This window comes from Streptomyces sp. NPDC014764 (assembly GCF_043082785.1).
Lineage (GTDB): Bacteria > Actinomycetota > Actinomycetes > Streptomycetales > Streptomycetaceae > Streptomyces > Streptomyces althioticus.
In genome coordinates this window covers 551,033-577,577 of record NZ_JBIBXY010000001.1, presented here as the reverse complement: position 1 = coordinate 577,577, position 26,545 = coordinate 551,033, and the positions used below count along the sequence as shown (strand labels likewise).

At 73.8% G+C, this 26,545-nt stretch carries 22 protein-coding genes and 1 pseudogene; 9 read left to right on the top strand and 14 right to left on the bottom strand.

What is annotated here, in order from left to right:
- The first annotated feature begins 26 nt into the window (after positions 1-26).
- Positions 27-2,789 (top strand): pyruvate, phosphate dikinase, encoded by a 2,763-nt coding sequence (ppdK, locus tag ACF1AG_RS02650; protein ID WP_391809232.1) that lies wholly within the window; start codon positions 27-29, stop codon positions 2,787-2,789.
- Positions 2,790-3,062: 273 nt separating this feature from the next.
- On the opposite strand, the gene ACF1AG_RS02645 is transcribed toward ppdK, so the two are convergent.
- Positions 3,063-3,467 (bottom strand): excalibur calcium-binding domain-containing protein, encoded by a 405-nt coding sequence (locus ACF1AG_RS02645; protein ID WP_359600912.1) that lies wholly within the window; start codon positions 3,465-3,467, stop codon positions 3,063-3,065.
- Positions 3,468-3,804: 337 nt separating this feature from the next.
- On the opposite strand from ACF1AG_RS02645, the gene ACF1AG_RS02640 reads away from it, so the two are divergent.
- Positions 3,805-4,392: a hypothetical protein gene (locus tag ACF1AG_RS02640; protein WP_387794593.1), complete on the top strand. Its 588-nt coding sequence runs from the start codon at positions 3,805-3,807 to the stop codon at positions 4,390-4,392.
- Between the two features lie 43 nt (positions 4,393-4,435).
- Here the strand turns inward: ACF1AG_RS02640 and ACF1AG_RS02635 are convergent, their stop codons facing one another.
- The 5 genes from ACF1AG_RS02635 to ACF1AG_RS02615 form a co-directional block, all read right to left on the bottom strand.
- A complete protein-coding gene (locus ACF1AG_RS02635; protein WP_391809231.1) occupies positions 4,436-4,861 on the bottom strand; it encodes an LAETG motif-containing sortase-dependent surface protein in 426 nt (141 codons plus the stop codon).
- 163 nt (positions 4,862-5,024) lie between these two features.
- Entirely contained in the window at positions 5,025-5,990 is a 966-nt protein-coding gene (locus tag ACF1AG_RS02630; protein ID WP_359600915.1) for a superoxide dismutase, read from the bottom strand.
- A gap of 160 nt (positions 5,991-6,150) precedes the next feature.
- Positions 6,151-6,504, bottom strand: coding sequence for a nitrite reductase small subunit NirD (gene nirD, locus ACF1AG_RS02625; protein WP_359600916.1), 354 nt, complete (start codon positions 6,502-6,504; stop codon positions 6,151-6,153).
- Positions 6,501-9,101: a nitrite reductase large subunit NirB gene (gene nirB / locus ACF1AG_RS02620; protein WP_391809230.1), complete on the bottom strand. Its 2,601-nt coding sequence runs from the start codon at positions 9,099-9,101 to the stop codon at positions 6,501-6,503. Before nirB ends, nirD begins: the two co-directional genes overlap by 4 nt.
- Positions 9,101-10,318, bottom strand: a complete 1,218-nt coding sequence (locus ACF1AG_RS02615; protein WP_391809229.1) for an NAD(P)/FAD-dependent oxidoreductase — start codon at positions 10,316-10,318, stop codon at positions 9,101-9,103. The genes nirB and ACF1AG_RS02615 overlap by 1 nt, the downstream gene beginning before the upstream one ends.
- A 193-nt stretch (positions 10,319-10,511) precedes the next feature.
- On the opposite strand from ACF1AG_RS02615, the gene ACF1AG_RS02610 reads away from it, so the two are divergent.
- Positions 10,512-11,294, top strand: coding sequence for a TSUP family transporter (locus tag ACF1AG_RS02610; protein ID WP_359600919.1), 783 nt, complete (start codon positions 10,512-10,514; stop codon positions 11,292-11,294).
- A 226-nt stretch (positions 11,295-11,520) separates the two neighbouring features.
- Positions 11,521-11,745 carry a hypothetical protein gene (locus ACF1AG_RS02605; RefSeq protein WP_359600920.1) on the top strand — a complete coding sequence of 75 codons (225 nt, stop codon included), beginning with the start codon at positions 11,521-11,523 and terminating at the stop codon, positions 11,743-11,745.
- A 187-nt stretch (positions 11,746-11,932) separates the two neighbouring features.
- On the opposite strand, the gene ACF1AG_RS02600 is transcribed toward ACF1AG_RS02605, so the two are convergent.
- The 3 genes from ACF1AG_RS02600 to ACF1AG_RS02590 all read right to left on the bottom strand — a co-directional run bounded on the left by ACF1AG_RS02600 (position 11,933) and on the right by ACF1AG_RS02590 (position 13,962).
- Positions 11,933-12,580 (bottom strand): class F sortase, encoded by a 648-nt coding sequence (locus ACF1AG_RS02600; RefSeq protein WP_391809228.1) that lies wholly within the window; start codon positions 12,578-12,580, stop codon positions 11,933-11,935.
- A 113-nt stretch (positions 12,581-12,693) separates the two neighbouring features.
- Positions 12,694-13,239, bottom strand: a complete 546-nt coding sequence (locus ACF1AG_RS02595) for a hypothetical protein (protein WP_359600922.1) — start codon at positions 13,237-13,239, stop codon at positions 12,694-12,696.
- Between the two features lie 309 nt (positions 13,240-13,548).
- Complete coding sequence (locus tag ACF1AG_RS02590) at positions 13,549-13,962, bottom strand: gamma-glutamylcyclotransferase family protein (protein WP_359600923.1); 414 nt, start codon at positions 13,960-13,962, stop codon at positions 13,549-13,551.
- A 199-nt stretch (positions 13,963-14,161) separates the two neighbouring features.
- Between ACF1AG_RS02590 and ACF1AG_RS02585 the strand changes: the two genes are divergently transcribed.
- Entirely contained in the window at positions 14,162-15,808 is a 1,647-nt protein-coding gene (locus ACF1AG_RS02585) for a M4 family metallopeptidase (RefSeq protein ID WP_391809227.1), read from the top strand.
- Between the two features lie 31 nt (positions 15,809-15,839).
- On the opposite strand, the gene ACF1AG_RS02580 is transcribed toward ACF1AG_RS02585, so the two are convergent.
- The 3 genes and pseudogenes from ACF1AG_RS02580 to ACF1AG_RS02570 all read right to left on the bottom strand — a co-directional run bounded on the left by ACF1AG_RS02580 (position 15,840) and on the right by ACF1AG_RS02570 (position 19,112).
- The gene (locus tag ACF1AG_RS02580) at positions 15,840-17,951 is read right to left on the bottom strand and encodes a molybdopterin oxidoreductase family protein (protein WP_391809226.1); all 2,112 of its coding nucleotides are present in this window, start codon (positions 17,949-17,951) and stop codon (positions 15,840-15,842) included.
- Between the two features lie 112 nt (positions 17,952-18,063).
- Positions 18,064-18,388: pseudogene (locus ACF1AG_RS02575) on the bottom strand (DNA-binding protein); the annotation flags it as partial.
- 19 nt (positions 18,389-18,407) lie between these two features.
- The gene (locus ACF1AG_RS02570) at positions 18,408-19,112 is read right to left on the bottom strand and encodes a vancomycin high temperature exclusion protein (RefSeq protein WP_387794598.1); all 705 of its coding nucleotides are present in this window, start codon (positions 19,110-19,112) and stop codon (positions 18,408-18,410) included.
- A gap of 188 nt (positions 19,113-19,300) precedes the next feature.
- On the opposite strand from ACF1AG_RS02570, the gene ACF1AG_RS02565 reads away from it, so the two are divergent.
- The 4 genes from ACF1AG_RS02565 to dnaG all read left to right on the top strand — a co-directional run bounded on the left by ACF1AG_RS02565 (position 19,301) and on the right by dnaG (position 24,885).
- Entirely contained in the window at positions 19,301-20,101 is an 801-nt protein-coding gene (locus ACF1AG_RS02565; RefSeq protein WP_391809225.1) for a sirohydrochlorin chelatase, read from the top strand.
- A gap of 49 nt (positions 20,102-20,150) precedes the next feature.
- Positions 20,151-21,458, top strand: coding sequence for a deoxyguanosinetriphosphate triphosphohydrolase (locus ACF1AG_RS02560; RefSeq protein WP_359600929.1), 1,308 nt, complete (start codon positions 20,151-20,153; stop codon positions 21,456-21,458).
- Positions 21,459-21,558: 100 nt separating this feature from the next.
- Positions 21,559-22,824, top strand: coding sequence for an FAD-dependent oxidoreductase (locus ACF1AG_RS02555; RefSeq protein ID WP_359600930.1), 1,266 nt, complete (start codon positions 21,559-21,561; stop codon positions 22,822-22,824).
- 147 nt (positions 22,825-22,971) lie between these two features.
- The gene (gene dnaG / locus ACF1AG_RS02550) at positions 22,972-24,885 is read left to right on the top strand and encodes a DNA primase (RefSeq protein WP_359600931.1); all 1,914 of its coding nucleotides are present in this window, start codon (positions 22,972-22,974) and stop codon (positions 24,883-24,885) included.
- A gap of 13 nt (positions 24,886-24,898) precedes the next feature.
- Here the strand turns inward: dnaG and ACF1AG_RS02545 are convergent, their stop codons facing one another.
- Both ACF1AG_RS02545 and ACF1AG_RS02540 read right to left on the bottom strand, forming a co-directional pair.
- Positions 24,899-25,879 carry a nucleotidyl transferase AbiEii/AbiGii toxin family protein gene (locus ACF1AG_RS02545; protein WP_391809224.1) on the bottom strand — a complete coding sequence of 327 codons (981 nt, stop codon included), beginning with the start codon at positions 25,877-25,879 and terminating at the stop codon, positions 24,899-24,901.
- A complete protein-coding gene (locus ACF1AG_RS02540; RefSeq protein ID WP_391809223.1) occupies positions 25,876-26,532 on the bottom strand; it encodes a hypothetical protein in 657 nt (218 codons plus the stop codon). The genes ACF1AG_RS02545 and ACF1AG_RS02540 overlap by 4 nt, the downstream gene beginning before the upstream one ends.
- Between the last annotated feature and the right edge of the window lie 13 nt (positions 26,533-26,545).

Below are 26,545 nucleotides of genomic sequence, written 5' to 3'. Positions count from 1 at the left end.
ACCGCGTCCTCGAGGAGTCGAGACCCGTGTCGGAAAACAAAGATCCCCATGCAGCTCGGTCGGGCACGAGCGTTGAGAGCGTGAAGTTCGTCTACGACTTCACCGAGGGCAACAAGGACCTCAAGGACCTCCTCGGCGGCAAGGGCGCCAACCTCGCCGAGATGACCAACCTCGGTCTCCCGGTGCCACCCGGCTTCACCATCACCACGGAGGCCTGCAAGGTCTACCTGGACAGCGGCGAGGAGCCGGCGGCACTGCGTGACGAGGTGAGTGCGCACCTCGAGGCGCTCGAGCAGCGGATGGGCAAGAAGCTCGGCCAGGCCGACGACCCCCTCCTCGTCTCGGTCCGCTCCGGCGCCAAGTTCTCCATGCCCGGCATGATGGACACCGTCCTCAACATCGGCCTGTCCGACAAGTCCGTGCAGGGCCTGGCCAAGCAGGCCGGCGACGACCGGTTCGCGTGGGACTCCTACCGGCGCCTCATCCAGATGTTCGGCAAGACCGTCCTCGGCGTGGACGGCGAGCTGTTCGAGGACGCGCTCGAGGCGGCCAAGGCGGCCAAGAAGGTCACCGTCGACACCGAGCTGGAGGCCGCCGACCTCAAGAAGCTCGTCACCAAGTTCAAGAAGATCGTCAAGATCGAGTGCGGCCGGGACTTCCCGCAGGACCCGCGCGAGCAGATGGACCTCGCCATCAAGGCGGTCTTCGACTCGTGGAACGGCGACCGGGCCAAGCTCTACCGCCGTCAGGAGCGCATCCCGCACGACCTGGGCACCGCCGTCAACGTCTGCTCCATGGTCTTCGGCAACCTCGGCCCCGACTCCGGCACCGGCGTCGCCTTCACCCGCGACCCCGCCTCCGGACACCAGGGCGTCTACGGCGACTACCTGCAGAACGCGCAGGGCGAGGACGTCGTGGCGGGCATCCGCAACACGGTCCCGCTCGCCGAGCTGGAGTCGATCGACAAGAAGTCGTACGACCAGCTCATGCAGATCATGGAGACCCTGGAGAACCACTACAAGGACCTCTGCGACATCGAGTTCACCATCGAGCGCGGCCGGCTGTGGATGCTCCAGACCCGCGTCGGCAAGCGCACCGCGGGCGCGGCCTTCCGCATCGCCACGCAACTCGTCGACCAGGGCCTGATCGACGAGGCCGAGGCGCTCACCCGCGTCAACGGCGCCCAGCTGGCCCAGCTGATGTTCCCCCGCTTCGACGAGGAGTACGCCCGCAGCGGGGAAGGGGTCGAGCAGGTCGGACGCGGCATCGCCGCCTCCCCGGGCGCCGCGGTCGGCAAGGCGGTCTTCGACTCCTACACCGCCGTGAAGTGGTCCCGCTCCGGCGAGAAGGTCATCCTGATCCGCCGCGAGACCAACCCCGACGACCTGGACGGCATGATCGCCGCCGAGGGCATCCTCACCTCGCGCGGCGGCAAGACCTCCCACGCGGCCGTCGTCGCCCGCGGCATGGGCAAGACCTGTGTCTGCGGCGCAGAGGAGCTGGAGGTCGACACCAAGCGCCGCCGGATGACCGTGCCCGGCGGGCACGTCGTGGAGGAGGGCGACCTCATCTCCATCGACGGCTCGAGCGGCAAGGTCTACCTGGGCGAGGTGCCGGTCGTGCCGTCGCCGGTCGTGGAGTACTTCGAGGGCCGGATGCACCCGGGCGCCGACGACGCCGACGAGCTGGTCGAGGCCGTGCACCGGATGATGGCGTTCGCCGACCGCAAGCGCCGGCTGCGGGTGCGGGCCAACGCCGACAACGCCGAGGACGCGCTGCGCGCCCGCCGCTTCGGCGCCCAGGGCATCGGCCTGTGCCGCACCGAGCACATGTTCCTCGGCGACCGGCGCGAGCTGGTGGAGCGGCTGATCCTGGCGGACACGGAGGAGGAGCGCGAGGAGTCGCTGAAGGCGCTGCTGCCGCTGCAGAAGAAGGACTTCGTCGAGCTGTTCGAGGCGATGGACGGCCTGCCCGTCACCATCCGCCTGCTCGACCCGCCGCTGCACGAGTTCCTGCCCGACATCACCGAGCTGTCGGTCCGCGTGGCCCTCGCCGAGTCCCGGCAGGAGCCGCACGAGAACGAGCTGCGGCTGCTCCAGGCCGTGCACCGGCTGCACGAGCAGAACCCGATGCTGGGGCTGCGCGGCGTCCGCCTCGGCCTCGTCATCCCGGGCCTGTTCACGATGCAGGTGCGGGCCATCGCGGAGGCCGCGGCCGAGCGCCGGAACGCCAAGGCCGACCCGCGCGCGGAGATCATGATCCCGCTGGTCGGCACGGTGCAGGAACTGGAGATCGTCCGCGAGGAGGCCGACAAGGTCATCGCGGAGGTCGAGGAGACCACCGGCACCCGGCTCAACCTCGCCATCGGCACGATGATCGAGCTTCCGCGCGCCGCGCTGACCGCCGGTCAGATCGCGGAGGCCGCCGAGTTCTTCTCCTTCGGCACCAACGACCTCACCCAGACGGTGTGGGGCTTCTCCCGGGACGACGTGGAGGCCAGCTTCTTCACGGCCTACCTGGAGAAGGGCATCTTCGGGGTGTCGCCGTTCGAGACGATCGACAAGGACGGCGTGGGCTCCCTGGTGAAGCTCGCCGCGAAGGCCGGCCGGGAGACCCGCCCGGACCTGAAGCTCGGCGTCTGCGGCGAGCACGGCGGTGACCCGGAGTCGGTCCACTTCTTCCACGAGGTCGGCCTGGACTACGTCTCCTGCTCCCCGTTCCGCATCCCGGTGGCCCGTCTTGAGGCCGGCCGCGCGGCCGTCACCTCGGCCGGAAGCGACCACCGCTAGGGTCTCTCGTCCGGATCAGGCCGGTCGTGAGGCGCGGTGCGTCTTCGGCCGGCCCGAGCGGGGTCCGTGCGTGCCGGACCCCGCGACGCCGGGGTGATCCGAACGCAAGACCCCGGGCCCTCCGGGGCGTTCAGGACCCCGGGGCCGTCGTCTGTCACCCGACCACCCTCACCGATCGGCGACGGCTCCGGATCACGAAGGAGGGGCGGCACCCGTGCGGGGGTGCCGCCCCTTCCGTCGTACGCGCCCGCGTGACGCGCCCTGCCGGGTCGGTCAGTTGCCGCGGCGCAAGCGGGAGACGATGAGCACGGTGCCACCGGCGAGGACCACGGCGGCCACTCCGACGGTCACGTAGGTGGTGAGGTCGTCGTCCGACCCGGCGTCGACCTTCGTGGCGGCCTGGGTGGCGCCGGCCGCGGGGGTCGTGCCCCCGTCGACCGCGGTGTCGTCGCGCGGGATGAACCCGGTGGGCGGCTCGTCGCAGGCGATGCCGTCGCCGTCGGGGTCCAGGTCCGGACCGTAGTGGTCGTCACCGCTGGAGATCTTCGCGTAGCCGTTCTCGTACGCCTCGGAGCAGGTCGTGAACGGGTGGTTCCCGTCGTGGGCCGACGCGGTGGCGGGGAGGGCGGCCAGCGTGAGGGCGGCGACGGCGGTGAGGGTGTGACGTATCAGGTGCATGGCAATGCCCCCATGTCTCGGTGCGGGTGCCGGTGACCGGGCTGTGGCGTGTTGAAGTTACTGGCGTGTCGGGGGTGTTGCAGAGGGTTGCGAGCGACCTGTGATGTGAACGTGATGTGACGGAACTGTGGCGCAACGCCACGAACGGAGGGGGGACTTCCCTCTGGTGGCGCCGAAGGGGCCGGGGGGCGGAGGTCCGCACGGTGACCGATAGGGTCCGAAGCCGGACGCGCGGGATCCCGCGGTGGGGGAGTGAAAGGTGGCGGCGGTGTCAGAGGCGATACGCGGGTCGGGGGCCGTGCGTGCGGGCGGGAGCGGTGTCTCCGCATGGCGTTCGGTGAGACGCACGGTGTGGGTGACGCTGTACGGATGGGCCGCCGCGCTGGTCGTCGCCGGGGTGTCGTACCTGGCGCTGCGCTGGGTGGCCGTGCCCATCGCCGTGGGCGTCCTGCTCTTCCTGGTGTTCGCCGGGCTGCTGGCGTGGCTGCACCGCGCGGGCTGGATCGCCCTGCTGTCCCTGGCGCCGGGCCTCTTCGTCCTCGTCGGGGCCGTCCAGTACGCGCCCGAACTGGCCTTGGAGGTACGGGGGGTGCAGGAGAGCGTGGTCGTCGTCGCGGACAGTGCGGCGGAGACGGGCGGCAAGAACCACCGGTACACGCTGCGCGCCGAGGACGGCCGGGTGCTGGACGAGCGGCTGTCCTACAACGGCTCGGGAGGGCCGCGCGTGGGGGACGCGTTCGACGTGGTCCTCGACCCGGAGGGCGTGGCGCCGATGGAGCGGGCGGACCAGGTCGACCCCGCGGGGCGGCTGGGCGGGGCGGTCGCCGGACTCGTGGTCTGGACGCTCATGACGCCCGTGGCGGGCTGGCGCGGGCATGTGCGCCGCCGGCAGGGCAAAGAGAGTTCCTTGCTGCTGTCGCTGTGACCTCGGGGGCGCCGGGCGGGCCGACGCCCCCGAAGGCCGTTGATCAGCGGTTCTCGCGGCGCCGGCGGGCGGCGATCATCAGACCGCCGCCGAGCAGCACGACGGCCCCGCCGCCCGCCGCGATGTACGGCGTGGTGTCGCTGCCGCCGGTCTCGGCGAGATCGGTCCCGCCGCCGTTGCCCTCCTTGGCGCCGCCGGCCCCCGCACCCGCCTCCGCGCCCGCGTCGTCGCTCTCGTCGCGCGGAACGAAGTCGGAGGGCGGCTGGTCGCAGCCGACGCCGTCCTTGTCCCGGTCGAGGTGTCCGCCGTAGTGGCGGTCGCCCTCGGGGATGTTGCTGTACCCGTTGTCGTACGCCTCGGTGCAGTTCTTGAACGGGTGGCTGCCGCTGTGTGCCACGGCGGTGGCCGGTACGGCGGCCAGGGCGACGGCGGTGAGCAGCGCGGCGGCTGAGGTACGGAACGGGATCATGGTGAGGAGCCCCCCAGGTCGGTCGAAAAGCGTGTGCTCGGGACGAGGCTGACGAAGCTACTGGGGTGCGCGGGATGTGTCGGGGATATGGAGGTCCCGTGATGCGAACGTGACGTGACTGGAGGGTAGCTCTCCGCTACGGCCGCCGCGTCCGCCCGTTGCGTTACAGCGGCACGGCCACCGCGTTGAACGTCGTCTCGGGCGTCTGCGGGCTCGTGAAGCGGGCGTTGACCAAGTAGAGACGGTTGCCGAAGCGGGCCGCCGTGGCGGGGACGTCGAAGCGCGGGTCCATGACGGTCCGGCGCAGGACGGCCCGCGTGGCCCGGGCGTCCAGGTCGAACACCGCGACGACGTTCAGCCGGTTCTGCACGACGTACAGGGTGCGCCCGACGCGCACCAGGCCGTCGCCCGCCGCCACGTCCGCCGCGCCGGACAGGGCGATGCGGGTGGCGTGCCCGGTCCTCAGGCTCACCCGGTACAGCACGCCCGGGGTGCTCCGCACCACGATGACGTCCCGTCCGTCGGGCGTGCTCACGATGCCGTTGGCGTTGATGACGTCCGGCGTCTGCTCCCAGTCGCCGCCGAGCCGCAGCGTCCGCACCCGCCCGCCCCGGCCCCGCGGCACGCCGTACAGGACCGCGTCGAAGGAGTCGGTGAACCAGGCGCGGTCGCGCAGGAGCACCACGTCGTTGACGAAGTGACCGGTGCTGTCGGTCAGCCGGTACGTCTTCCGCAGCGTGCCGGTGCGGGCGTCCACGAGCCGGGCGGTGCCGCCCGCGCCGCCGGAGACGTACAGCAGGCCGTCGTCGCCCAGTTCGAGGCCGATCGCGGCGAGACCGGGCGCGCCCTCGTGCAGCACCCGCCCCTCGCCCGTGCGCAGATCGGTGCGGTACACCGCGCCGTCGGCTCGGGAGCCCATGTAGGCGTACGGGGCGCGGCCGATGGCGATGCCCTCGGGCAGCCAGCCGTCCGGGAGCGGGAACTCGGTGGGCCAGGAGGGGCGGCGGCCGCCGGCGTGGGCCGGATCGGCGGCGGCCCACGCCGAGCACGCGGCGACGGCGGCGCCGCCGAGCAGCGCGCGCCGGGAGGGGCGGAGGAAGGGGGACGGCCGAGTGGGCTTCCGGGTCATGGTTCGGGCCTCCGGGACGGACGGATGGAACCGGGAACACGGGCGGAACCGATGTAACCCCATCCGTCCGCCCCGCTGAACGAGGCGGACCCGACCCGACAGGAAGCCGACAGCCGTGAGGCGGACCGGACCCGACAGGAGGCCGACAGCCGTCCGGGCGTCAGGCCGCCTTCACCTCGTACGTCGTCACCCGGACCGTGTCGTCGTCCAGGCAGCGGCCCGTCTCCAGGTCGAAGCGCTGCTTCAGGAGCGGCGAGGCGACGAACGGGCGGCCGCGATGGGTACCGGTGAGGCCGCGGGACAGGACCGCCGCACCGGTGAACGGGTCGCGGTTGTCGAGGGCGTACAGGCGGCCCGCGCGGTCGGTGAACACCGCCGCCTGCCGGCCGTCGGGCAGCAGGGCGGCCACGCCCCTCCCGGGGACCAGCCGGTCGAGGCCGCAGACCTCGAACCAGCCGTCCGCCAGCCGGAGTCGTACGGTCAGGCCGGTGGTCGTCTCGAGTGCCAGGGTCATCGTTGTGCGCTTCCTTCCAGGACGTCGTCGGCGGGACGCAGGCCGATGCTCAGCAGGGGCAGGTCGGGCTTCATCTGGTCGCGCTCCGGGACGAAGGCGACCACCGGGTCGGGGGTGTCCGGGGCGTTGACGAAGGACACGAACCGGGCGAGCTTCTCCGGGTCGTTGATCGTCTCGGCCCATTCGTCGCGGTAGTGCGCCACGTGCGCGGCCATCAGCGACTCCAGTTCGTCGCAGATGCCCAGCGAGTCGTGCACCACCACGTCCCGTACGTGGTCCAGGCCGCCGGGGATCCGGTCCAGCCAGACGCTGGTGCGCTCCAGCCGGTCGGCGGTGCGGATGTAGAACATGAGGAACCGGTCGATGAGGCGTACCAGTTCGGCGTCGGAGAGGTCCTGCGCGAGCAGGTCGGCGTGGCGCGGGGTGGCACCGCCGTTGCCGCCGACGTACAGGTTCCAGCCGTTGGCGGTGGCGATGACGCCGAAGTCCTTCGACTGGGCCTCCGCGCACTCGCGCTGGCAGCCGGACACCGCCGACTTCAGCTTGTGCGGGGACCTGAGCCCCCGGTAGCGCAGCTCCAGGTCGATCGCCATCCGCATCGAGTCCTGCACGCCGTACCGGCACCAGGTCTGCCCCACGCAGGACTTCACCGTGCGCAGCGACTTGCCGTAGGCGTGGCCGGACTCGAAGCCGGCGTCGACCAGCCGGGCCCAGATCAGCGGCAACTGCTCAACCCGGGCGCCGAACATGTCGATCCGCTGGCCGCCCGTGATCTTCGTGTAGAGGCCGAAGTCGCGGGCGATCTCGCCGATCACGATCAGCTTCTCGGGCGCGATCTCCCCGCCGGGGATGCGCGGCACCACCGAGTACGAGCCGTTCCTCTGGAGGTTGGCGAGGAAGTGGTCGTTGGTGTCCTGGAGAGCCGCCTGCTCGCCGTCCAGCACGTACGTGCTCGCGCCGATCGCGGGAGCCAGGGAGGCGATGACCGAGCCGACCGTCGGCTTGCACACCTCGCAGCCGTCACCGCCGCGCGCCTCCTCGCGTCCGTACCGGTCCAGCAGTTCGCGGTGGGAGGCGATGCGCAGGGCGAGGACGATCTCGTACAGCTCCTCGCGGGTCTGGGAGAAGCAGCCGCACAGGCCCTTGTCGACCTCGACGCCGCTCGCCTCCAGCTCGGCGTCCAGGAGCTGGCCCAGCACCTTCACGCAACTGCCGCAGCCCGTGCCGGCCTTGGTGCACTTCTTCACCTCGGGGACGGTGGTGCAGCTGTGGTCGGTGACCGCGCCGCGGATCGTGCCCTTGGTGACGTTGTGGCAGGAGCAGATGACCGCCTCGTCCGGCAGCGCGGACGGGCCGAGGGCGGCCGGCGCCCCGGCGCCTGCGGGCAGCACCAGCGACTCCGGCGCGACCGGCGGCACCGATCCGGTGAACGCCCGCAGCGTGCCGTACGCCTCCGCGTCGCCGACCAGGATGCCGCCCAGCAGCGTGCCGTCCCGGCCGATCACCAGCTTCTTGTACAGGCCGGCGCGGGAGTCGGAGTAGACGACGTCCAGGCAGTCCCCGGCGGTGCCGTGCGCGTCGCCGAAGGACGCCACGTCCACGCCGAGCAGCTTCAGCTTGGTGGACAGGTCGGCGCCGGTGAAGGCGGCCTCGTCCTCGGCGATGGCCGCGGCGGCCGTCTCCGCCTGCTCGTAGCCGGGGGCGACCAGACCGTACACTCGGCCGTCGGCGGCCAGGGCGCACTCGCCGATCGCGAACACGTGCGGGTCGGAGACCGTACGGCACTGCTCGTCCACGGTGATCCCGCCGCGCTCGCCGACCGCCAGTCCGCAGTCGCGGGCCAGCTGGTCGCGGGGGCGGACTCCGGCGGAGAACACCACCATGTCGGTGGCGAGTTCGGAACCGTCGGACAGCTTCATGCCGGTGACGGCGCCCGCCTCGTCGACCACGATCTCCTGGGTGCCCACGCCCGTGTGGACGGACAGGCCCATGCCCTCGATGGTGCGCAGCAGTGCCGCGCCGCCGCCCTCGTCGACCTGCACCGGCATCAGGCGCGGCGCGAACTCCACGATGTGCGAGGTGAGTCCCAGGCCCTTGAGCGCGCCGGCCGCCTCCAGGCCGAGCAGGCCCCCGCCGACCACCGCGCCGGTCTTCGCCCTGCTCCTCGCGTACTCCTCGATGGCGAGCAGGTCCTCGATGGTGCGGTAGACGAAACAGCCCTCGGCGTCCTTGTGCGGCACCGGCGGCACGAACGGGTACGAGCCGGTCGCCAGCACCAGCAGGTCGTAGCCGACGACCAGACCCGAGCGGGCGGTCACCGTGCGCGCGTCCCGGTCGACGCGCTCGGCCGGGGCGCCGACGTGCAGCTCGATCCCGTGGTCCTCGATGAACCTCAGGTCCGTCAGCGACAGGTCCTCCGGGGTGCGGCCCGAGAAGTACGAGGTGAGCTGCACGCGGTCGTAGGCAGGACGCGGCTCCTCGCACAGCACGACCACGCGGTGCGTGGCGGTCAGGCCGCGCTCCGCGAGCGCCTCCAGGAAGCGCTGGCCGACCATGCCGTGGCCGACGAGCACGATGGTCGAGGTGTCCGTGGGCATCAGGAGCCTCCGTCGTTGGTGAGCAGGTGGAGCAGGGGCCCGCCGTCGGACGGGAGCGGCTCTGCTCCCTCCCAGGCGCGCGCGAGGGCGCCGACGGTGCCGAGTTCGCCGACCAGCACCCCGCCGACCAGGCGGTCGTCGCGGACCACGACCTTCCGGTAGGTGCCGCGGGTGGCGTCGGCGAGCTGCACCACGTCGTCGCCCGGAAGCACCTCGGTCTCGCCGAACGCGGCCAGGTCGAAGGGGCTGTCCAGGCCGGTCAGGGTGAGCCGGGTGAGCGAGCGGGTGCCGGTGTAGCGGGCGACGGCGTCCCCGGCGAGCAGCCCGGCGAGCGCGTCGGCCTGTTCCAGGGCCGGCGTGGCCAGCCCGTAGACGGTGCCGGCGTGCTGGGCGCAGTCGCCGACCGCGTGGACGTACGGGTCGGAGGTGCGCAGCTCGTCGTCGACGACGACGCCCTTGGCCACGTCGAGGCCGGCGGCCTGGGCGAGGGACACCCTCGGGTGCACCCCGCAGGCCAGCACCACCAGGTCGGCGTCCAGGGCGTAGCCGTCGGCCATCTCCACCGAGCGGACCGCGCCGCCGACGCAGCGCACGTCGCGGACGCGGCACTCGGTGTGCACCTCCACGCCGAGCCCGGTCAGATGGCGCCGGACCAGCGCGGAGGCGGCCGGGTCGAGCTGCCGCTCCATGAGCCGCTCGGACTGCTGGGCGAGCACCACCTGGGCGCCGCGGACGGCCAGCGCGCGGGCCGCGGACACCCCGAGCAGCCCGCCGCCGATCACCACCGCCCGCGCGCCCGGCCGCACCTCGGCGGACAGGCCCAGGCAGTCGTCCAGCGTGCGGAACGCGTGCACGCCCCGCGGCAGCTCGTGGTCCTCGGTGAACAGGCCGCGCAGCGGCGGCAGAACGGGGTTGGAGCCGGTGGCCAGCACCAGCCGCCCGTAGGCGATCTCCGTGCCGTCCGCACAGGCGACGGTCCGCCGGTCCCGGTCGATGCCGGTGACCCGGGCCCGGACCAGCTCCGCGGGGGTGGGCAGGGCGATCACCTCGGGCCGGTAGCGTCCGGCGAGCACCTCGGCGAGCAGCACCCGGTTGTACGGCGGGTGCTCCTCCTCGCCGATCAGCGTCACGGGCGTGCCCAGCTCGCCGAGCCGCCGGGCGAGACGTACGCCCGCGAGGCCGGAGCCGATCACCACCACACGCTCGTTCGAGGTCATGTCCTGAGCGTGCGGGGCGGGTGTTACCCGGTGGCATCCCTTCTGTTTCCCGCGCGGAACGCTGCCCTCAGCGGTCGCGGGCGGAGGATGTGAGGCCTCTGGAGACGGTCGCGGGGCGGGTGTGAGGTGGCCAACCTCAACAAAAGCTCATCTTGATGGACGCAACATCTATCGCCTTCATAGGCTCATCGCCATGCCCGACATATCGCTGACCACGGTCGTCCTGCTCTGCGTGGCCGCACTCGCCGCCGGCTGGATCGACGCCGTGGTGGGCGGCGGCGGACTGCTGCTCCTGCCCGCCCTGCTGCTCGGGCTCCCCGCCGGCACCCCGGCCGCGCACGCGCTGGGCACCAACAAGGCTGTCGCGATCGTAGGCACCACGGGTGCGGCCGTGACGTACGCCCGCAAGGCGCCGGTGGACGTGCGGACGGCGGTGCGGATCGGGCTCGCCGCCCTCGCCGGGTCGTCGGGCGGGGCGTTCCTCGCGGCCGGGATGAGCACGGAGGTGCTCAAGCCGGTCATCATGGTGGTGCTGCTCGCGGTGGCCGCCTTCGTGATCCTGCGGCCCGCCTTCGGCACCGCGCCCGCGACGGGTCCGGCGACCCGTCGGCAGATCCTCGCCGCGATCGGCCTGGCCGGCCTCGGCATCGGCTTCTACGACGGTCTGATCGGCCCCGGCACCGGCACGTTCCTCGTCCTGGCGCTCACCGCCCTGCTCCACCTCGACCTGGTCACCGCCTCGGCCACCGCGAAGATCGTCAACTGCTGCACCAACGCGGGCGCGCTGGTCACCTTCGCCTGGCAGGGCGCGGTGCTGTGGCAACTGGCGGCCCTGATGGCGGTCTTCAACCTCGCCGGAGGCATGCTGGGCGCCCGCACCGCCCTCAAGCACGGCAGCGGTTTCGTCCGCGTGGTCCTGCTGACGGTGGTGTTCGCGCTGGTGGCGAACATGGCGTACGAACAGTGGCTGGCGTAGGCCTGGGCACGGGGGCGTCCGGTGAGGATGATGAGCCGGACATGATCACTTCAAGAGAGGCGCGGCCATCACCAGACCCACGGTCACCGCACCGCTGAGAGCCGTTCTCGCCGCAATAGCCGTCTGCGCGGCTGCCGCCGCCTGCGGAACGCACCCCGAGCCCGACGCGAGGGCCGGTGTTTCCGCGTCCCCGTCGGACACCGCCGCCCGTCCCGTCACCGCCGTGATGCCCGACGTCACCGGCGGCAACGCGCTCCGGGCGCAGGAGCAGATGGACGGCACGGAGGTCCGCTTCGAGGACGTCACGGGGAAGAACCGCGAGGTGGTGGACCCACAGGCGTGGCGCGTCTGCGGCAGCAGGCCCGCGGCGAACCAGCAGATCACGTCGTACCCGGTGACCCTCCTCGTGGCCCCGACGGCCGAGTCCTGCCCGGAGGGGGCGTCGGGCTGAGACGCGGGGACGGGGCTCCGGGCCACCGGCGCGCCCGAGGTGTCGGAGGGATGGGCTCCGGACCGGCGGGCGTCGGGGGTCGCCTGAGCGGTCAGGGCGCACGTTCTCAGGGCGCACGGTGCCCAGGGCGACCTGGGCACCGTGCGGCCGGGGCACGCGGCCGGTCGGGCACGCCCCCCGAGAGGGGTCATCCCGTCCCCGTCAGGTGCGCGTACACCACCACGTTGCCCCGGTAGCCCGTCGTGGGGGAGTAGCCCGCGCCGCAGGTGATGACGCGGAGTTCCGGGCGGGGGGCCGCGCCGTAGACCTTCTCGTCGGGGAAGTCCTGCGCGTCGTACGCCTCGACCGCGTCCACCGTGAACACGGCCACCGTGCCGTCGCGCCGGGCGATCTCGATCGTGCTGCCCTTGCGCAGGGCGCCGAGGGAGTAGAAGACCGCCGGGCCTTCCTTGTTGTCGACGTGGCCCGCGACGATCGCGGTGCCCCGCTCGCCGGGGGTGGTGCCGGCCTCGTACCAGCCGGCCAGGTCCGGGCGGTCCGCGGGCGGCACGTCAAGGGAGCCGGCCGGGGTCAGCCCCAGGCCGGTCAGCGGCGCGTCCACGCCGATCGCCGGGATGCGCACCCGGCCGGGCGGCGACGGCGGCAGCGCGGGCGCCGCCGACCGAGCCGGGCCGTGCGCGTCGAGTTCCGAGTGCGCCTGCGCGGCGGACGGCTGCGGCGGGGCGTCGCCCCTGCCGTCCCTCAGCAGCAGCGCCCCCGCGCACAGGGCGCACACGGTGACGGCGGCTATCGCCGCGTTGCCCGGACTCCCGGTCCTGCGGAACCTGCGGCGCATGGGATGACCTCACCTCGAACGGGCCCCGTGCCCCCCTCCGGGCCGCGAGGGGCGTCGGACCCGGAGGGGGAGGGGATTGCGGTACCAGCGGGACGGGCAGCGGAGGATGCCCGTCAGATCCCGTCGCCTCTCGCCCGGCGATGCAGGAGCCAGGTACCGCCCGCGGCGGCGACGGCGAGGGCCGTCACGCCTGCCGCGGTCTGCACGGGGTCGGGGCCCAGCGCGCCACCGACCCCCGTCTTCACGCTTCCTCGGGGTACCACCTGTTCCGCGTCGGGCGTCAGCGTCACCACGAGGTCCCCGGTCACCCGGCGCCCGCTCCCGGTGCACGCGACGACGATCTCGTACGTCCCGGGCTGCGCGCTCGGCGGCACCTGGAACTGCCCGATCGCCTCTCCCTCGTGCGTGCTCGGCGCCAGCGTGAAGCGGCCCGCGCCGACGGCGGAGGCGTCACCCGCCGCCGTGCCCTCCTCGTCGCACGCCGCGGTGTTCGCCGAGACCTGTGCGCCCGGGGCGACGGACGACGGGTACATCCGCAGACCGGCGGTCGACGGGCCGGGGGCCTCCCCGGCGTACGCGGGGGAGGCGAGAAGCCCCGCGGTGGCCACGGCGAGTGCGGCGCCGGTCGTGCCGGACAGCAGCCGGGCGGTACGTCGCATCGATGCTCCCTCGAGCTCACGGAGGTGACCCGGCCCGCGGCACCCCCATGTGCCGCCGTCGACCGCGTCCCTGCCCCTCCGAGGTAAGACCCCCGGGGCCGCCACCGCTCCCTGAGGGGGCGTCAGGGCGGCGGCTGAACGGGTGTCAGGCGGCGCGCGGCCATCCGGCCCGTCGTGTGTTTCAGCAGGTCAACGCCGTGACGGCGAGGGGCCGGGCGGTGTGCGGGCGGATTGGGCCGGGCGGGGCGGCGAAGGGCTGACCGGGCGAGGGCGCACGCCCCGGCGTGTTGCAGGGGGCGTACGCGCGCCTCACCGCCCGCCTCGCCAGTCCCCGCCCTCCACCCGCGTCCCCCGCGCCCTCAGCCGGGCCGCGACCGCCGGGGCGGCGACGTACACCCACGCACGGACCGCCGTGCCGTCCGCGTCCCGCACCACCGGCCGCTCCACCCGGTCGTACAGGTTGCGCGGGTCGCCCGGGACGTACTCCTCCAGGCGGTCCAGCCGTGCCAGCAGCTCCTCGTACGCCTCCGGCCGGGCGGTGACGAGATCGCCCCGCACCAGGCCCTCCGGGGCCTCGACGGCGTACGGGTAGCCGGGCCCCTCGTACAGCACCGCGCCCCGCAGCAGGCCGGGTTGCTCGTGTGCCGTGCGGCCGCGCAGGAAGCGGTCGTGGTTGACCCCGCCGGGGCGGAGGGTGCCGTAGACGAAGAAGGGAAGGTTCACTCGCTTCACCTGCGCGGACGGTCGGCGGAGCCCCTCTGCACGGAAGTGCCACCGGAGCCTTGCGGGAACGATTCTCTCCCCTCACACACCCCCACATTCGCGCTATGGACATGACACTCGGGCCGCCACTTGAATCGCGGGCACCACCCGCGCCGCCCCGCCCCCCACCCGCGTCGGGGCGCCCGTTCCAGGAGACCGCTTGAGCCCGATACGGCATGCCCGCCGTTCCCGTCTCGCCGCCGCGGGAGCCGCCGTCACCGGCGCCGCCCTGCTGGCCGCCGCCCTCACCCCCACCACCGCCGGCGCGGCCGACCGCCCCACCCGCGCCGCCGCGATCGACGCCGCCGCCTCCGTCCTGGCCGAGCGCGCCGACGCCCTCGGCCTCACCGCCGCCCAGAGGACGAAGGTGCGGGACGTCGTCGTCGACGCCGACGGCAGCCGCCACGTCCGCTACGACCGCGTCTACCGCGGACTCCCCGTGCTGGGCGGCGACTTCGTGCTGCACCTCGCCCCCGACGGGTCCTACCGCGACGTCACCCGCGCCACCCGTGCCACGATCGACCTCCCCACCGTCTCCCCGCGTCTCGCCGCGCCCCGCGCCGCCGACCTCGCCGCGAACCTGCTGCGCGCCGCGCACCTCGGCGAGACCCTGAACCGGCTCACCGCCCGCCCGCAGCTGGTGGTCGACGCCCTGCACGGAGCACCCCGTCTCGCCTGGCGCACCGACGCCGCCGCCCAGGACTCCGCCGGCAACCCGGTCGCCCGTACCGTCCTCACCGACGCGCACACCGGCGCCCGCATCGACGCCTGGGACCGCCTGGAGAGCGTCACCGGCGACGGCAAGTCCCTGTACGGGGGCACGGTCCCGCTGGAGACCACGCGGACCGCGTCCGGCTACGAGCTGAAGGACCCCACCCGCGGCGACACCTACACCGGCGACGCGGGCAACCGCACCGACCTGTGCGTCCTCGTCGTCTGTGTGATCCGCGCCGCCGCCCCCGTCGTCACCGACGCCGACAACCACTGGGGCACCGGCGCCGCCGCCGACCGCGCCACGGTCGCCGTGGACGCCCAGTACGGCACGAACGTCACCTGGGACTACTACGAGGACACGCACGGCCGCCGGGGCATAGCCGGCGACGGCGAGGGCTCGTACAACCGCGTCCACTACGGCAACGCCTACAACAACGCCTTCTGGGACGACCGCTGCTTCTGCATGACCTACGGCGACGGCGACGGCACCCGGATGGGCCCGCTGGTCTCCCTGGACGTCGCCGGACACGAGATGACCCACGGCGTGACCTCGAAGACGGCCGGGCTGACCTACTCCGGCGAGTCCGGCGGCCTGAACGAGGCCACCTCGGACATCTTCGGCACGCTGGTGGAGTTCCACGCGGCCAACCCGCAGGACCCGGGCGACTGGCTGATCGGCGAGGAGGTCGTCCGCGACGGCTTCGGGAAGGACGCCCTGCGCTTCATGGACCGCCCCTCCAAGGACGGTTCCTCGGCGGACTGCTGGGACGAGACGGTCGAGGACCTCGACGTCCACCATTCCTCCGGCGTCGCCAACCACTTCGCCTACCTGCTCGCCGAGGGCAGCGGCGCGAAGACCGTGGGCGGCACCGCCCACAACTCCCCGACCTGCGACGGCTCGACGGTCACCGGCATCGGCCGGGCCAAGCTCGGCAAGATCTGGTACCGGGCTCTCACGGTCCACATGACCTCGTCGACCGACTACGCCGGCGCCCGCACCGCCACCCTGAAGGCGGCGGCGGACCTCTACGGCGAGGGCGGCACCGAGTACGACGCGGTCGCGGCGGCCTGGAGCGCGGTGGGCGTGGGCTGACCGCGCCACCCCGGCTCCGGAGGCGGTGCGCTCACGGGCGTACCGCCTCCAGCCGTACCGCGCACGCCTTGAACTCCGGCATCTTCGACGTCGGGTCGAGGGCGGGGTTGGTGAGGGTGTTGGCGCGGCCCTCACCGGCCCAGTGGAACGGCATGAACACCGTGTCCGGACGGATCGCGGTGGTGATCCGGGCCGGCGCCACCGCCCGCCCGCGCCGTGACACCACGGCCACCGGGTCGCCCTCGGCCGCGCCGATCCGCCGCGCGAGGCGGGGGTGCAGCTCCACGAACGGGCCGGGCGCGGCGGTGTTCAGCTCGTCCACGCGCCGCGTCTGGGCGCCGGACTGGTACTGCGCCACGACCCGCCCGGTGGTGAGCAGCACCGGGTACTCCTCGTCGGGCTCCTCCGCGACGGCCCGGTGCGACACCGGCACGAACCGGGCCCGACCGTCCTCGGTGGCGAACCGGTCGAGGAAGAGGCGCGGGGTGCCGGGGTGGACGGCCGCCCCGGCCGCCGCGCCGGGGGAGGGGCAGGGCCAGAAAACGCCGTTCTCCTCGGCGAGCCGCCGGTAGGTGATGCCCGAGTAGTCCGCCGGGCCGCCCTCGCTCGCCCGCCGCAGCTCCTCGAAGACCTCCTCGGGGTCGGTGGGGAAGCGCTTCTCCGGGCTGCCCTCGCCGCCCAGCCGCGCCGCGAGCTCGTGCAGCACGTCCAGGTCGCTGCGCACGCCCGCCGGCGGGGTGATCGCGCGGCGGCGCAGCAGCACCCTGCCCTCCAGGTTGGTGGTGGTGCCCGTCTCCTCGGCCCACTGCGTCACCGGCAGCACGACGTCGGCGAGTTCGGCCGTCTCCGACAGCACCACGTCGCACACCACGAGGAAGTCCAGCGAGCGGAGGCGCTCCTCGACGTGCGCGGCGCGCGGCGCCGACACCACCGGGTTGGAACCCATCAGCAGCAGGGCGCGGATGTCCGTGCCCAGCGCGTCCAGCAGCTCGTAGGCGCTGCGGCCGGGCCCGGGCAGGCTGGCCGGGTCGACGCCCCACACCTCCGCCACGTGTGCCCGCGCTGCCGGGTCGGTCAGCTTGCGGTAGCCGGGCAACTGGTCGGCCTTCTGGCCGTGTTCGCGTCCGCCCTGCCCGTTACCCTGCCCGGTGAGGCAGCCGTACCCGGACAGCGGGCGGCCGGGCCGGCCGGTCGCCAGGGCCAGGTTGATCCAGGCGCTCACCGTGTCGGTGCCCTTGGCCTGCTGTTCCGGACCCCGCGCGGTGAGCACCATCGCGTGCTCCGGCTCGCAGAACATCCGTACCGCCTCGCGGAGTTGCGGCACGGGCACGCCGGTGATGCGCTCCACGTACTCCGGCCAGTGCGCCATCGCCGCGGCCCGGGTGTCCTCCCAGCCGGCCGTGCGCTCCCGGATGTACTCCTCGTCGGTGCGGCCCTCGGCGACGACCAGGTGCAGCAGGCCCAGGGCCAGCGCGAGATCGGTGCCGGGGCGCGGCGCCAGGTGCAGGTCGGCGTGCTCGGCGGTCCGCGTGCGGCGCGGGTCGACGACGATCAGGGTGCCGCCGTTCTCCTTCAGCTCGGTGAAGTACCGCAGGGCCGGGGGCATCGTCTCGGCCGGGTTGGAGCCGACGAGGATCACACATCCCGTCCTCGGGATGTCCTCCAGCGGGAATGGCAGGCCCCGGTCCAGCCCGAACGCCCTGCCTCCCGCGGCGGCCGCCGACGACATGCAGAACCGGCCGTTGTAGTCGATCTGCGAGGTGCCCAGCACCACCCGGGCGAACTTCCCCAGCGAGTACGCCTTCTCGTTGGTGAGCCCGCCCCCGCCGAACACCCCGACCGCGTCCGCGCCGTGCGCCGCGCGAGCGCCCCCGACGCCCTCGGCGACCCGGTCCAGCGCCTCCTCCCAGGACGCCGGCTCCAGCGTGCCCGCCGCCGACCTGACCAGCGGCGAGGTCAGCCGCACGGCCGACGACAGCACGGCCGGAGCGGTCCGCCCCTTCCCGCAGAGAGCCCCCCGGTTCACCGGGAAGTCCGCGCGCTCGCTCACCTCGACGGTCCGCCCGTCGGCGGCCGGCGTGAGGTTCATGCCGCACTGCAGCGCGCAGTAGGGGCAGTGCGTGGACGTCACGGTTTCTCGCATACGCCCCAGGCTGCGGTCCCGGTGTTACGCACCACTCCGGCCGCTGTTACACCCCGGACACGGTGCCCTCTCCTCCGGGCGGGCGGCGTGGTGAGGGGCCGGCGCGCTCCGCTCACACGCCGACGAGCCGGACGCGGTCGCCACACAGTCGCGCCATGTCATCGATGTCGCACGTCAGCATGACCACCGGGCCCGGCCGGCGCAGAGCCATCTCCGCCACTGTGGCGTTCGACCGCGTACTCGTGCCCGTGCAGCCCGGTCGCCTCGAGGAGCTCCGCAGCCGCTCTCGCCGCCTGCTCGGTCACGGGCTCGACCCTGACGCGGGCCAGCGCCCACGGCATCCGGGCGGTGTTCACCCGTGCGCGACTCACCTCGACGATGGTGTTGGCTCCTACGACGAAGCCGGCTCCCGCCGAGTGGAACACCTGGAACATCGCGGTATGCGCGTTGGAGGTGTCAGCCCGGCGTGCCGGGACCCCCGGTCTCCGCCAGCGCCCTCCGTACCCCCGGTTCCTCCGGCCCCAGGAAGTGGGGGTCCGGGTGGAACGCCGCGTCCAGGGCCGCCTTGCCCGCCGCGAGGACCTCGCGGGCGCCGCCGTAGTACCAGGTGACGTCGTGGCGCTCGTCCACGCCGACGCCGTACGACGTGACGCCGGCCGCCTCGCACAGGGCGACCGCGCGGCGGATGTGGAAGCCCTGGCTGATCAGCACCGCCCGGTCCACCCCGAAGATCTTCCGTGCGCGGACGCAGGAGTCCCACGTGTCGAAGCCCGCGTAGTCGCTGACGATCCGCGTGTCCGGCACCCCGTGGCGGGTCAGATAGGCGCGCATCGCGTCCGGCTCGTCGTAGTCCTTCCGGCTGTTGTCGCCGGTGACCAGCACCACCCTGATCCGCCCCGCGCGGTACAGCTCCGCCGCCGCGTCCAGCCGGTGCGCGAGGTACGGCGACGGCTCCCCGTCCCACAGTCCCGCGCCGAACACCACGGCCACCCCGGTGCGCGGCACGTCGGCGACGGTGCGCAGCCGGTCGCCCGTGCTCAGCCGCAGCCAGGTCGCCGGCAGCAGCGCCAGCACGCACACCGCCACGACGGCCCGCACCAGCCGCCGCTGTCCCGCGCGGGTGCGCGGCAGCCGCGGACGGCGGACGGTGATACGGCGCACGAGACGGCCTCCCCCGGGTCGGTCCATGACTCGGTAGACGCCCGTCAGGGGCCTGCGGTTCGCGTTCTGTGACCGGCCTCACCGGGGGCCGCCGCCTCACACCGGCCCCCGCCCGCGCGTGAACACCACGCAAACACCCGTGACCCCGGCGCAACGGCAGGGCAACCTCGTCCGGTCACGCTCGCTGCATGACGGCGTACCCGATGCACCCCGGCGCCCGGCCCCGCCCCGCCGCCCCGCCCCCCGCCCTCGTCGTGGTGGCCCACGGCAGCCGCGACCCGCGCGCCCCGGCCACCGCGCTGCGGCTGCTGGAGCGGGTCCGTGCGCTGCGCCCCGGCCTGCCGGTGCGCCTGGGCCACATCGAGCTGAACGCCCCGCTGCTCCCCGGCACCCTCGACGAGCTGGCCGCGTCCGGCGCCGGGTCCGCCGTGCTCGTGCCGCTGCTGTTCGGCCGCGGCCACCACGTCACCCGGGACATCCCCGACGCCGCCGCCGCGGCGCCCCTGCCCACCCGCGTAGCCGCCCCGCTCGGCGCGCACCCCCTCCTCGTCGACGCCCTGCACGCCCGGCTCACCGAGGCGGGCTGGCAGGCCCCCGCGGACGCGGGGGAGCGAAGCAGGAGCGCCGTGGTGCTGGCCGCCGCCGGGTCCCGCGCGCCCGCCTCCCGCGCCGACACCGAGCGCATCGCCGCGCTGCTCGCCGCCCGGCTCGGCGTGCCCGTCGCCCCCGCCTACGCCTCCGCCGCCGCGCCCACCGTGCCCGAGGCGGTGCGCGCCCTCGCCGCGCGCGGCCGTACCCGGGTCGCCGTCGCCTCCTGCTTCACCGCGCCCGGCCGGTTCGCCGCCGAGTGCGCGGACGCGGCGCCCGGCACGGTCTCCGACCCGCTGGGCACCCACCCCGCGATGGCCCGTCTGCTCCTCCACCGCTACGACCAGGCACTGCGGACCGCGGCCCCGGTCGCCGGGCCGGCCGCCCTGGCTACGGCCTGACACGACCACCGGTGTCCGTGATGTCGCCGGCCGGGGCTACTGTCGGGTCATGGAAGGCATCACGTCCGGCACGACCGACCCGTCCGCCCAGCACCTCCCGGCCGCCGGGTACGACCCGTCGGCCGTCGAGCGGTGGGCCGCCGAGCCCGACAAGCGGCCCGGCCGCACCGCCTTCCAGCGCGACCGGGCCCGTGTGCTGCACTCCGCCGCGCTGCGCCGCCTCGCCGGCAAGACGCAGGTCGTCACCCCCGGTGAGCAGAGCCAGGTGTGGGACGCCAGCCCCCGCACCCGCCTCACCCACTCCCTGGAATGCGCCCAGGTCGGCCGCGAGCTGGGCGCCGCCCTCGGCTGCGACCCCGACCTGGTGGAGGCCGCCTGCCTCTCCCACGACCTCGGCCACCCGCCCTTCGGGCACAACGGCGAACAGGCGCTGAACGAGTTCGCCGAGGACTGCGGCGGCTTCGAGGGCAACGCCCAGTCGCTGCGGCTGCTCACCCGCATCGAGCCCAAGCGGTTCACCCCCGACGGCTCCGTCGGACTCAACCTCACCCGGGCCACCCTCGACGCGGCCACCAAATACCCCTGGCCGCGCGGCGCCCACCCCACCGACCCGGCCTCCGTGAAGTTCGGCGTGTACGACGACGACCGCCCGGTCTTCGAATGGCTCCGCAAGGACGCCCCCGGCACCCGCACCTGCTTCGAGGCGCAGGTGATGGACTGGGCCGACGACGTGGCGTACTCGGTCCACGACGTGGAGGACGGCCTGCACGCGGGCCACATCGACCCCAACTGCCTGCACGCCGACCCCGAGCGGGACGCCGTCTTCGCGGTCGCCGTCGGCCGGTACGTCCCGGCGGACACCGACCCCGCCGAGCTCGCCGAGGCCCTCGACCGGCTGCTCGCCCAGGAGTGGTGGCCGCACGGCTACGACGGCACCGCCGTCTCCCAGGCCCGCCTCAAGGACGCCACCAGCCAGCTCATCGGCCGCTTCTGCCTCGCCGCGGAGGGCGCCACCCGGCGGGCCTGGGGCGCCGGCCGCCTCACCCGGTACGGGGCCGAGCTGGTCGTCCCGCGCTCCACCCGTATGGAGTGCGCGGTCCTCAAGGCCGTCGCCGACCGGTACGTCATGCAGCGCGCCGAGCAGGAGCGGCTCCGCGCCGACCAGCGCGTCGTCGTGCTGGAGCTGGCGGAGGCGCTGACCGCCCGCGCGCCCGAGGGGCTGGACCCGCAGTTCCGCACGCTGTTCGACCGGGCGCCGGACGACCGCGCCCGCAAGCGGGTCGTCGTGGACCAGATCGCTTCCCTGACGGACGCCTCGGCCCGCTCGCTGCACGCCCGGCTCACCGCCCGGACGTGAGACGGACGTGGGACGGGTGGCCTGATCGGGTCACTCCCCCTTCCCGCAGCCTTCCGCTTGCGGGAGGCTCGCTGATGGCAACGCTCGAAGGAGGCATCACGTGGTCGACGCGGATCAGACTTTCGTCATCGTGGGAGGCGGCCTGGCCGGCGCCAAGGCGGCCGAGACGCTGAGAGCGGAGGGCTTCACCGGCCGCGTGATACTGATCTGCGACGAACGCGACCACCCCTACGAGCGCCCGCCGCTCTCCAAGGGCTACCTCCTCGGCTCGGCGGAGCGCGACAGCGTCTTCGTGCACGAGCCCGCCTGGTACGCGCAGCACGACGTCGAACTCCATCTGGGGGCGACCGTCGCCGCGATCGACCGCGCCGCGAAGACCGTCCGCTTCGGCGAGGACGGCACCACCGTCCGCTACGACAAGCTGCTGCTCGCCACCGGCGCCGAGCCCCGCAGGCTCGACATCCCGGGCACCGACCTCGTCGGCGTCCACCACCTGCGGCGCCTCGCCCACTCCGAGCGCCTCAAAGGCGTCCTCACCTCCCTAGGCCGGGACAACGGCCACCTGGTGATCGCCGGCGCGGGCTGGATCGGCCTGGAGATCGCGGCGGCCGCCCGGCACTACGGCGCGGAGGTCACCGTCGTCCACCGGGGGCAGGCCCCGCTGCACTCGGTGCTCGGCCCCGAACTGGGCGCGCTCTTCGCCGAGCTGCACCGCGAGCACGGCGTGCGGTTCCACTTCGGCGCCTCGCTCACCGAGATCACCGGCCAGGACGGCATGGTCCTCGCCGCCCGCACCGACGACGGCGAGGAGCACCCGGCGCACGCCGTGCTCGCCGCGATCGGCGCGGCCCCGCGGACCGCCCTCGCGGAGGCGGCGGGCCTGGAGCTGGCGGACTCGGCGTCCGGCGGGGGCGTCCTCGTCGACGAGCGGCTGCGCACGTCCGACCCGGACATCTACGCGGCCGGAGACGTCGCGTCCTTCCCGCACGGGCTGTTCGACACCCGGCTGCGGGTGGAGCACTGGGCCAACGCGCTGAACGGCGGTCCGGCCGCGGCCCGCGCCATGCTCGGCCGGGACGACGTCTACGACCGCGTCCCGTACTTCTTCACCGACCAGTACGACCTGGGCATGGAGTACTCGGGGTGGGCGCCGCCCGGGTCCTACGACCAGGTGGTCATCCGGGGCGACGCGGGGAAGCGGGAGTTCATCGCGTTCTGGGTGCGGGAGGGGCGGGTGCTGGCCGGGATGAATGTGAACGTGTGGGACGTCACGGACCCGATCCAGCGGCTGGTGCGGTCGCGCGAGGTGGTGGACACGGAGGCGCTGGCGGATCCGCACGTGCCGTTGGAGAGCTTGGTCCCCTAGGGAGTGCCGGGGTCCGTGCACGTGCGGGTGCGGCTTCGCCGTGGCTCGTCGCGCCCACGCGGCGGAGCCGCACCCGTCACAGCCCCGCGCCCCTTCGGGGACGTCGCCCCGGCCGGGGTTGTCACATCGGCCCCGTAGAATTCACGCGTGGCCGGGAGGATCAACGACGAGGACGTGAAGGCGGTTCGGGACGCGGTCCCGATCGACGCCGTGGTGTCCGAGTACCTCCAGCTGCGGAACGCGGGCGGCGGCAACCTCAAGGGCCTCTGTCCGTTCCACGACGAGAAGTCGCCGTCCTTCCAGGTCAGCCCGGGGAAGGGACTCTTCCACTGCTTCGGCTGCCAGGAGGGCGGCGACACCATCACGTTCGTGATGAAGATCGACCACCTCACCTTCTCGGAGGCGGTCGAGCGGCTGGCCGGACAGGCCGGCATCACCCTGCGCTACGAGGAGGGCGGGTACAACCCGTCCCACCAGCGCGGGGAGCGCATCCGCCTGGTCGAGGCGCACAAGCTGGCCGCCGACTGGTACGCGGAACAGCTCGCGACCAGCCCCGAGGCGGAGACCGGCCGGGTCTTCCTCGCCGAACGCGGCTTCGACCAGGCCGCCGCGGTGCACTTCGGCGTCGGCTACAGCCCCCAGGGCTGGGACCACCTCACCCGTTTCCTGCGCGGCAAGGGCTTCAGCGACAAGGAGCTGGTGCTCTCCGGGCTCGCCCAGGAGGGCCGCCGCGGCCCGATCGACCGGTTCCGCGGCCGGCTGATGTGGCCCATCCGCGACATCGGCGGGGACGTCGTCGGCTTCGGCGCCCGCAAGCTGTACGAGGCGGACAACGGCCCGAAGTACCTCAACACGCCCGACACGGGGATCTACCGGAAGTCGCAGGTCCTCTACGGCATCGACCTGGCGAAGAAGGACATCGCGAAGTCCTCCCGCGCGGTCGTCGTCGAGGGCTACACCGACGTCATGGCCTGCCACCTCGCAGGCGTGACGACGGCCATCGCCACCTGCGGCACCGCCTTCGGCACGGACCACATCAAGATCCTGCGCCGCCTGCTGATGGACAACGGCTCCGCGCGCGTGATCTTCACCTTCGACGGCGACGCCGCCGGGCAGAAGGCCGCGCTGCGCGCCTTCGAGGACGACCAGAAGTTCGCCGCCGAGACGTACATCGCCATCGCGCCCGACGGCATGGACCCCTGCGACCTGCGGCTCGCCAAGGGCGACGAGGCGGTCGCCGACCTGGTCGAGCCGCGCACCCCGCTGTTCGAGTTCGCGCTCCGCCAGATCGTCGGCCGCTACGACCTGGACACCCCGGCCGGCCGCGCCGCCGCCCTCGACGAGGCCGCGCCGGTCGTCGCCCGGATCAAGAACAGCGGCGCCCAGCACGAGGTCGCCGTCCAGCTCGCCGGGATGCTCGGCATCCTCGACACGCAGTTCGTGGTCAAGCGGGTCGCCCAGCTCGCCCGCTGGGCCCGCGACCGCGGCGGCAAGGGCCCGGCCCCGGAGCGCGGCCGTCCCGCCGACGGCGGCCCCCAGCAGTACGCCTCGGCCCCGGCCGCCCCGCGCGGCCCCGCCCTGAACCTCCGCAACCCGGTCTTCGCCACCGAGCGCGAGCTGCTCAAGCTGGCCCTCCAGCGCCCGGAGCTGGTCTCGCCGGCCTTCGACGCGTACGGCGTCGACGAGTTCACCGCCCCGGCCTACGCGGCCGTGCGCCAGGCGATCCTCGACGCGGGCGGCGCCGAGTACGGCGTCCAGGACCCGCAGGAGTACCTGATCCGCGTCCGCGACGCGGCCCCCGACGACACCGTCCGCGCCATGGTCACGGAGCTGGCGGTCGAGGCGATCATGCGCCGGGCGGTCGACGAGGTGTACGCGGGCGAGGTGCTGGTCCGGGTGCGGCGCCGTGCCGTCGAGCGCCGAGTCCGCGAGGTCAACGGCAAGCTCGCCCGCCTGTCGAACCACGCCGACCAGGCCGAACTGTCCGCCGTCCAGAACGAGCTCTGGGTCCTCCAGCAATACGACCAGGCCCTCCGCGAACACGGCGCGGCGGCGCTGTAGTGCCGGGCGGGTGTCACCCCTCGGGGAACGCCTCCGACACCGCCCGCACCAGCCGCCTCCCGAAGTCGTCCCCGGCCCCCGCGAACCGGGGGTACTCGACGGCGAAGTGCCCCCACTCCACGTACCCGACGGCCTCCACCACGTCCTCCAGCAGAATGCGCTTCCGCCCGTACGGCCACTCGCCGCCCAGCCGGAACACCTCGTGCAGCACCTCACGGCGCAGCGGCCACCGCTCGGCAAGCAGGACCGCGTCGTACAGGTCCTTGCCCTGCCCGTGCGCGTCGGTGATCAGCCACATCAGCTTCCACGCGAGCGACAGCCCCGGGGTCGCCGCCCACACGATCGCGCCGCCCGGCAGCTCCACCGGCTCGGGCGGCTCGGGGAGCGGCTCGCCGAACACGAAGTCCAGCTGGACGTGCCCGCCGGGCAGTCCGGGCGCCGCCCACGGCAGCACCATGCGCCGTCCCGGCACCCGGTCGTAGGTCCAGATGTCCTCGACGACCGCGCCGCGCGCCGAGATGCCGACGCCCTCGCCGTACGCCTCCGCCCGTGCCTGCGCGGCCCGGGCGACCCCGTCGAGCATCCGCCCGGTCCGTCCGTCGTCGATCCGCCAGGTCTCGGGGACGACGAAGTCCAGGTCACCGGGCTCGCGGGCGGCGTCGCCGAACCACGCGGCCATCAGCACGCTGCCGCGCAGGACCAGCGCGTCCGCGTACGCGGAGTCGGCGACCGCCGCGAGCACCAGATCCAGGGCGCGCCGCCGGGCCGCCCGCCAGTCATCGCCGCGCGCGGGGTCGCCGAACCGGGGGTCGGTCGCCCGGTAGGCGTTGTCGTACTGCTTCATCGACGGGTCGAAGACGAGCCGCTGCTCGACCTCGTCGGCCGCCATCGTCCGCAGGGTCCGGGGGAATTGTCGCCTCTGTCGGGTCCGCTCGTCGAGCTCGCCCGGCGGGACGGGCATGCCCGACTCGATCATCCGTGACCAGTCGCTCATGTCCGTGCCCCCTCCGGCTCCCCGAGCCAGCCGTCGTCCACCGTCGCATCGCTGTCGTACAGCACGAACTCCCGCTCCACGTCCAGCACATGGTGCCCGTCCAGCGCCGTCAGCAACTCCTCCAGCGCCCGGCCCGCGGCCGACACGTCCACGCCGTGGCAGCGCTGGGTGACGAACCGCTCGTGCCGCGCCCCGGCCCGCACCCGCCGGGCGTTCCACGACAGGTGCGCCCCGTGCGGCACCGTCCGGGCGGCGAGTGCGGCCAGGTCCGTCGCCGCGTCGAGCAGCAGCTTCACGTGGTGCTCGAAGTACCGTCCGTCGCCGCACGGCCCCTCCGGCACCTCCGGCGCCCACGGCGTCGACTCCGTCTTCACCCGCACCGGTTCAAAGCCGTCCGCCCGCAGCCGCGCCACCGCGTCACGCGCCCGCGCCGACTCCTCGGCCAGGGAGCGGGCCCCGGCCAGGGTGAGCATCGGCTGGTCGCGCATCCGGCCCCGGGCCAGTTCGATGCGCGTCAGCTTCAGGCCGGCCACGGCGGACCAGCGGCGCAGGCGCTCGAACTCCCCGGAACCGGAACAGCGGACCGTCACATGGGTCTCGTACAGGGCGGTGGACACCCGCGGATCGTGCCAGATCACCCGCGTGTCCGGCATCCGGGTTTGTGCG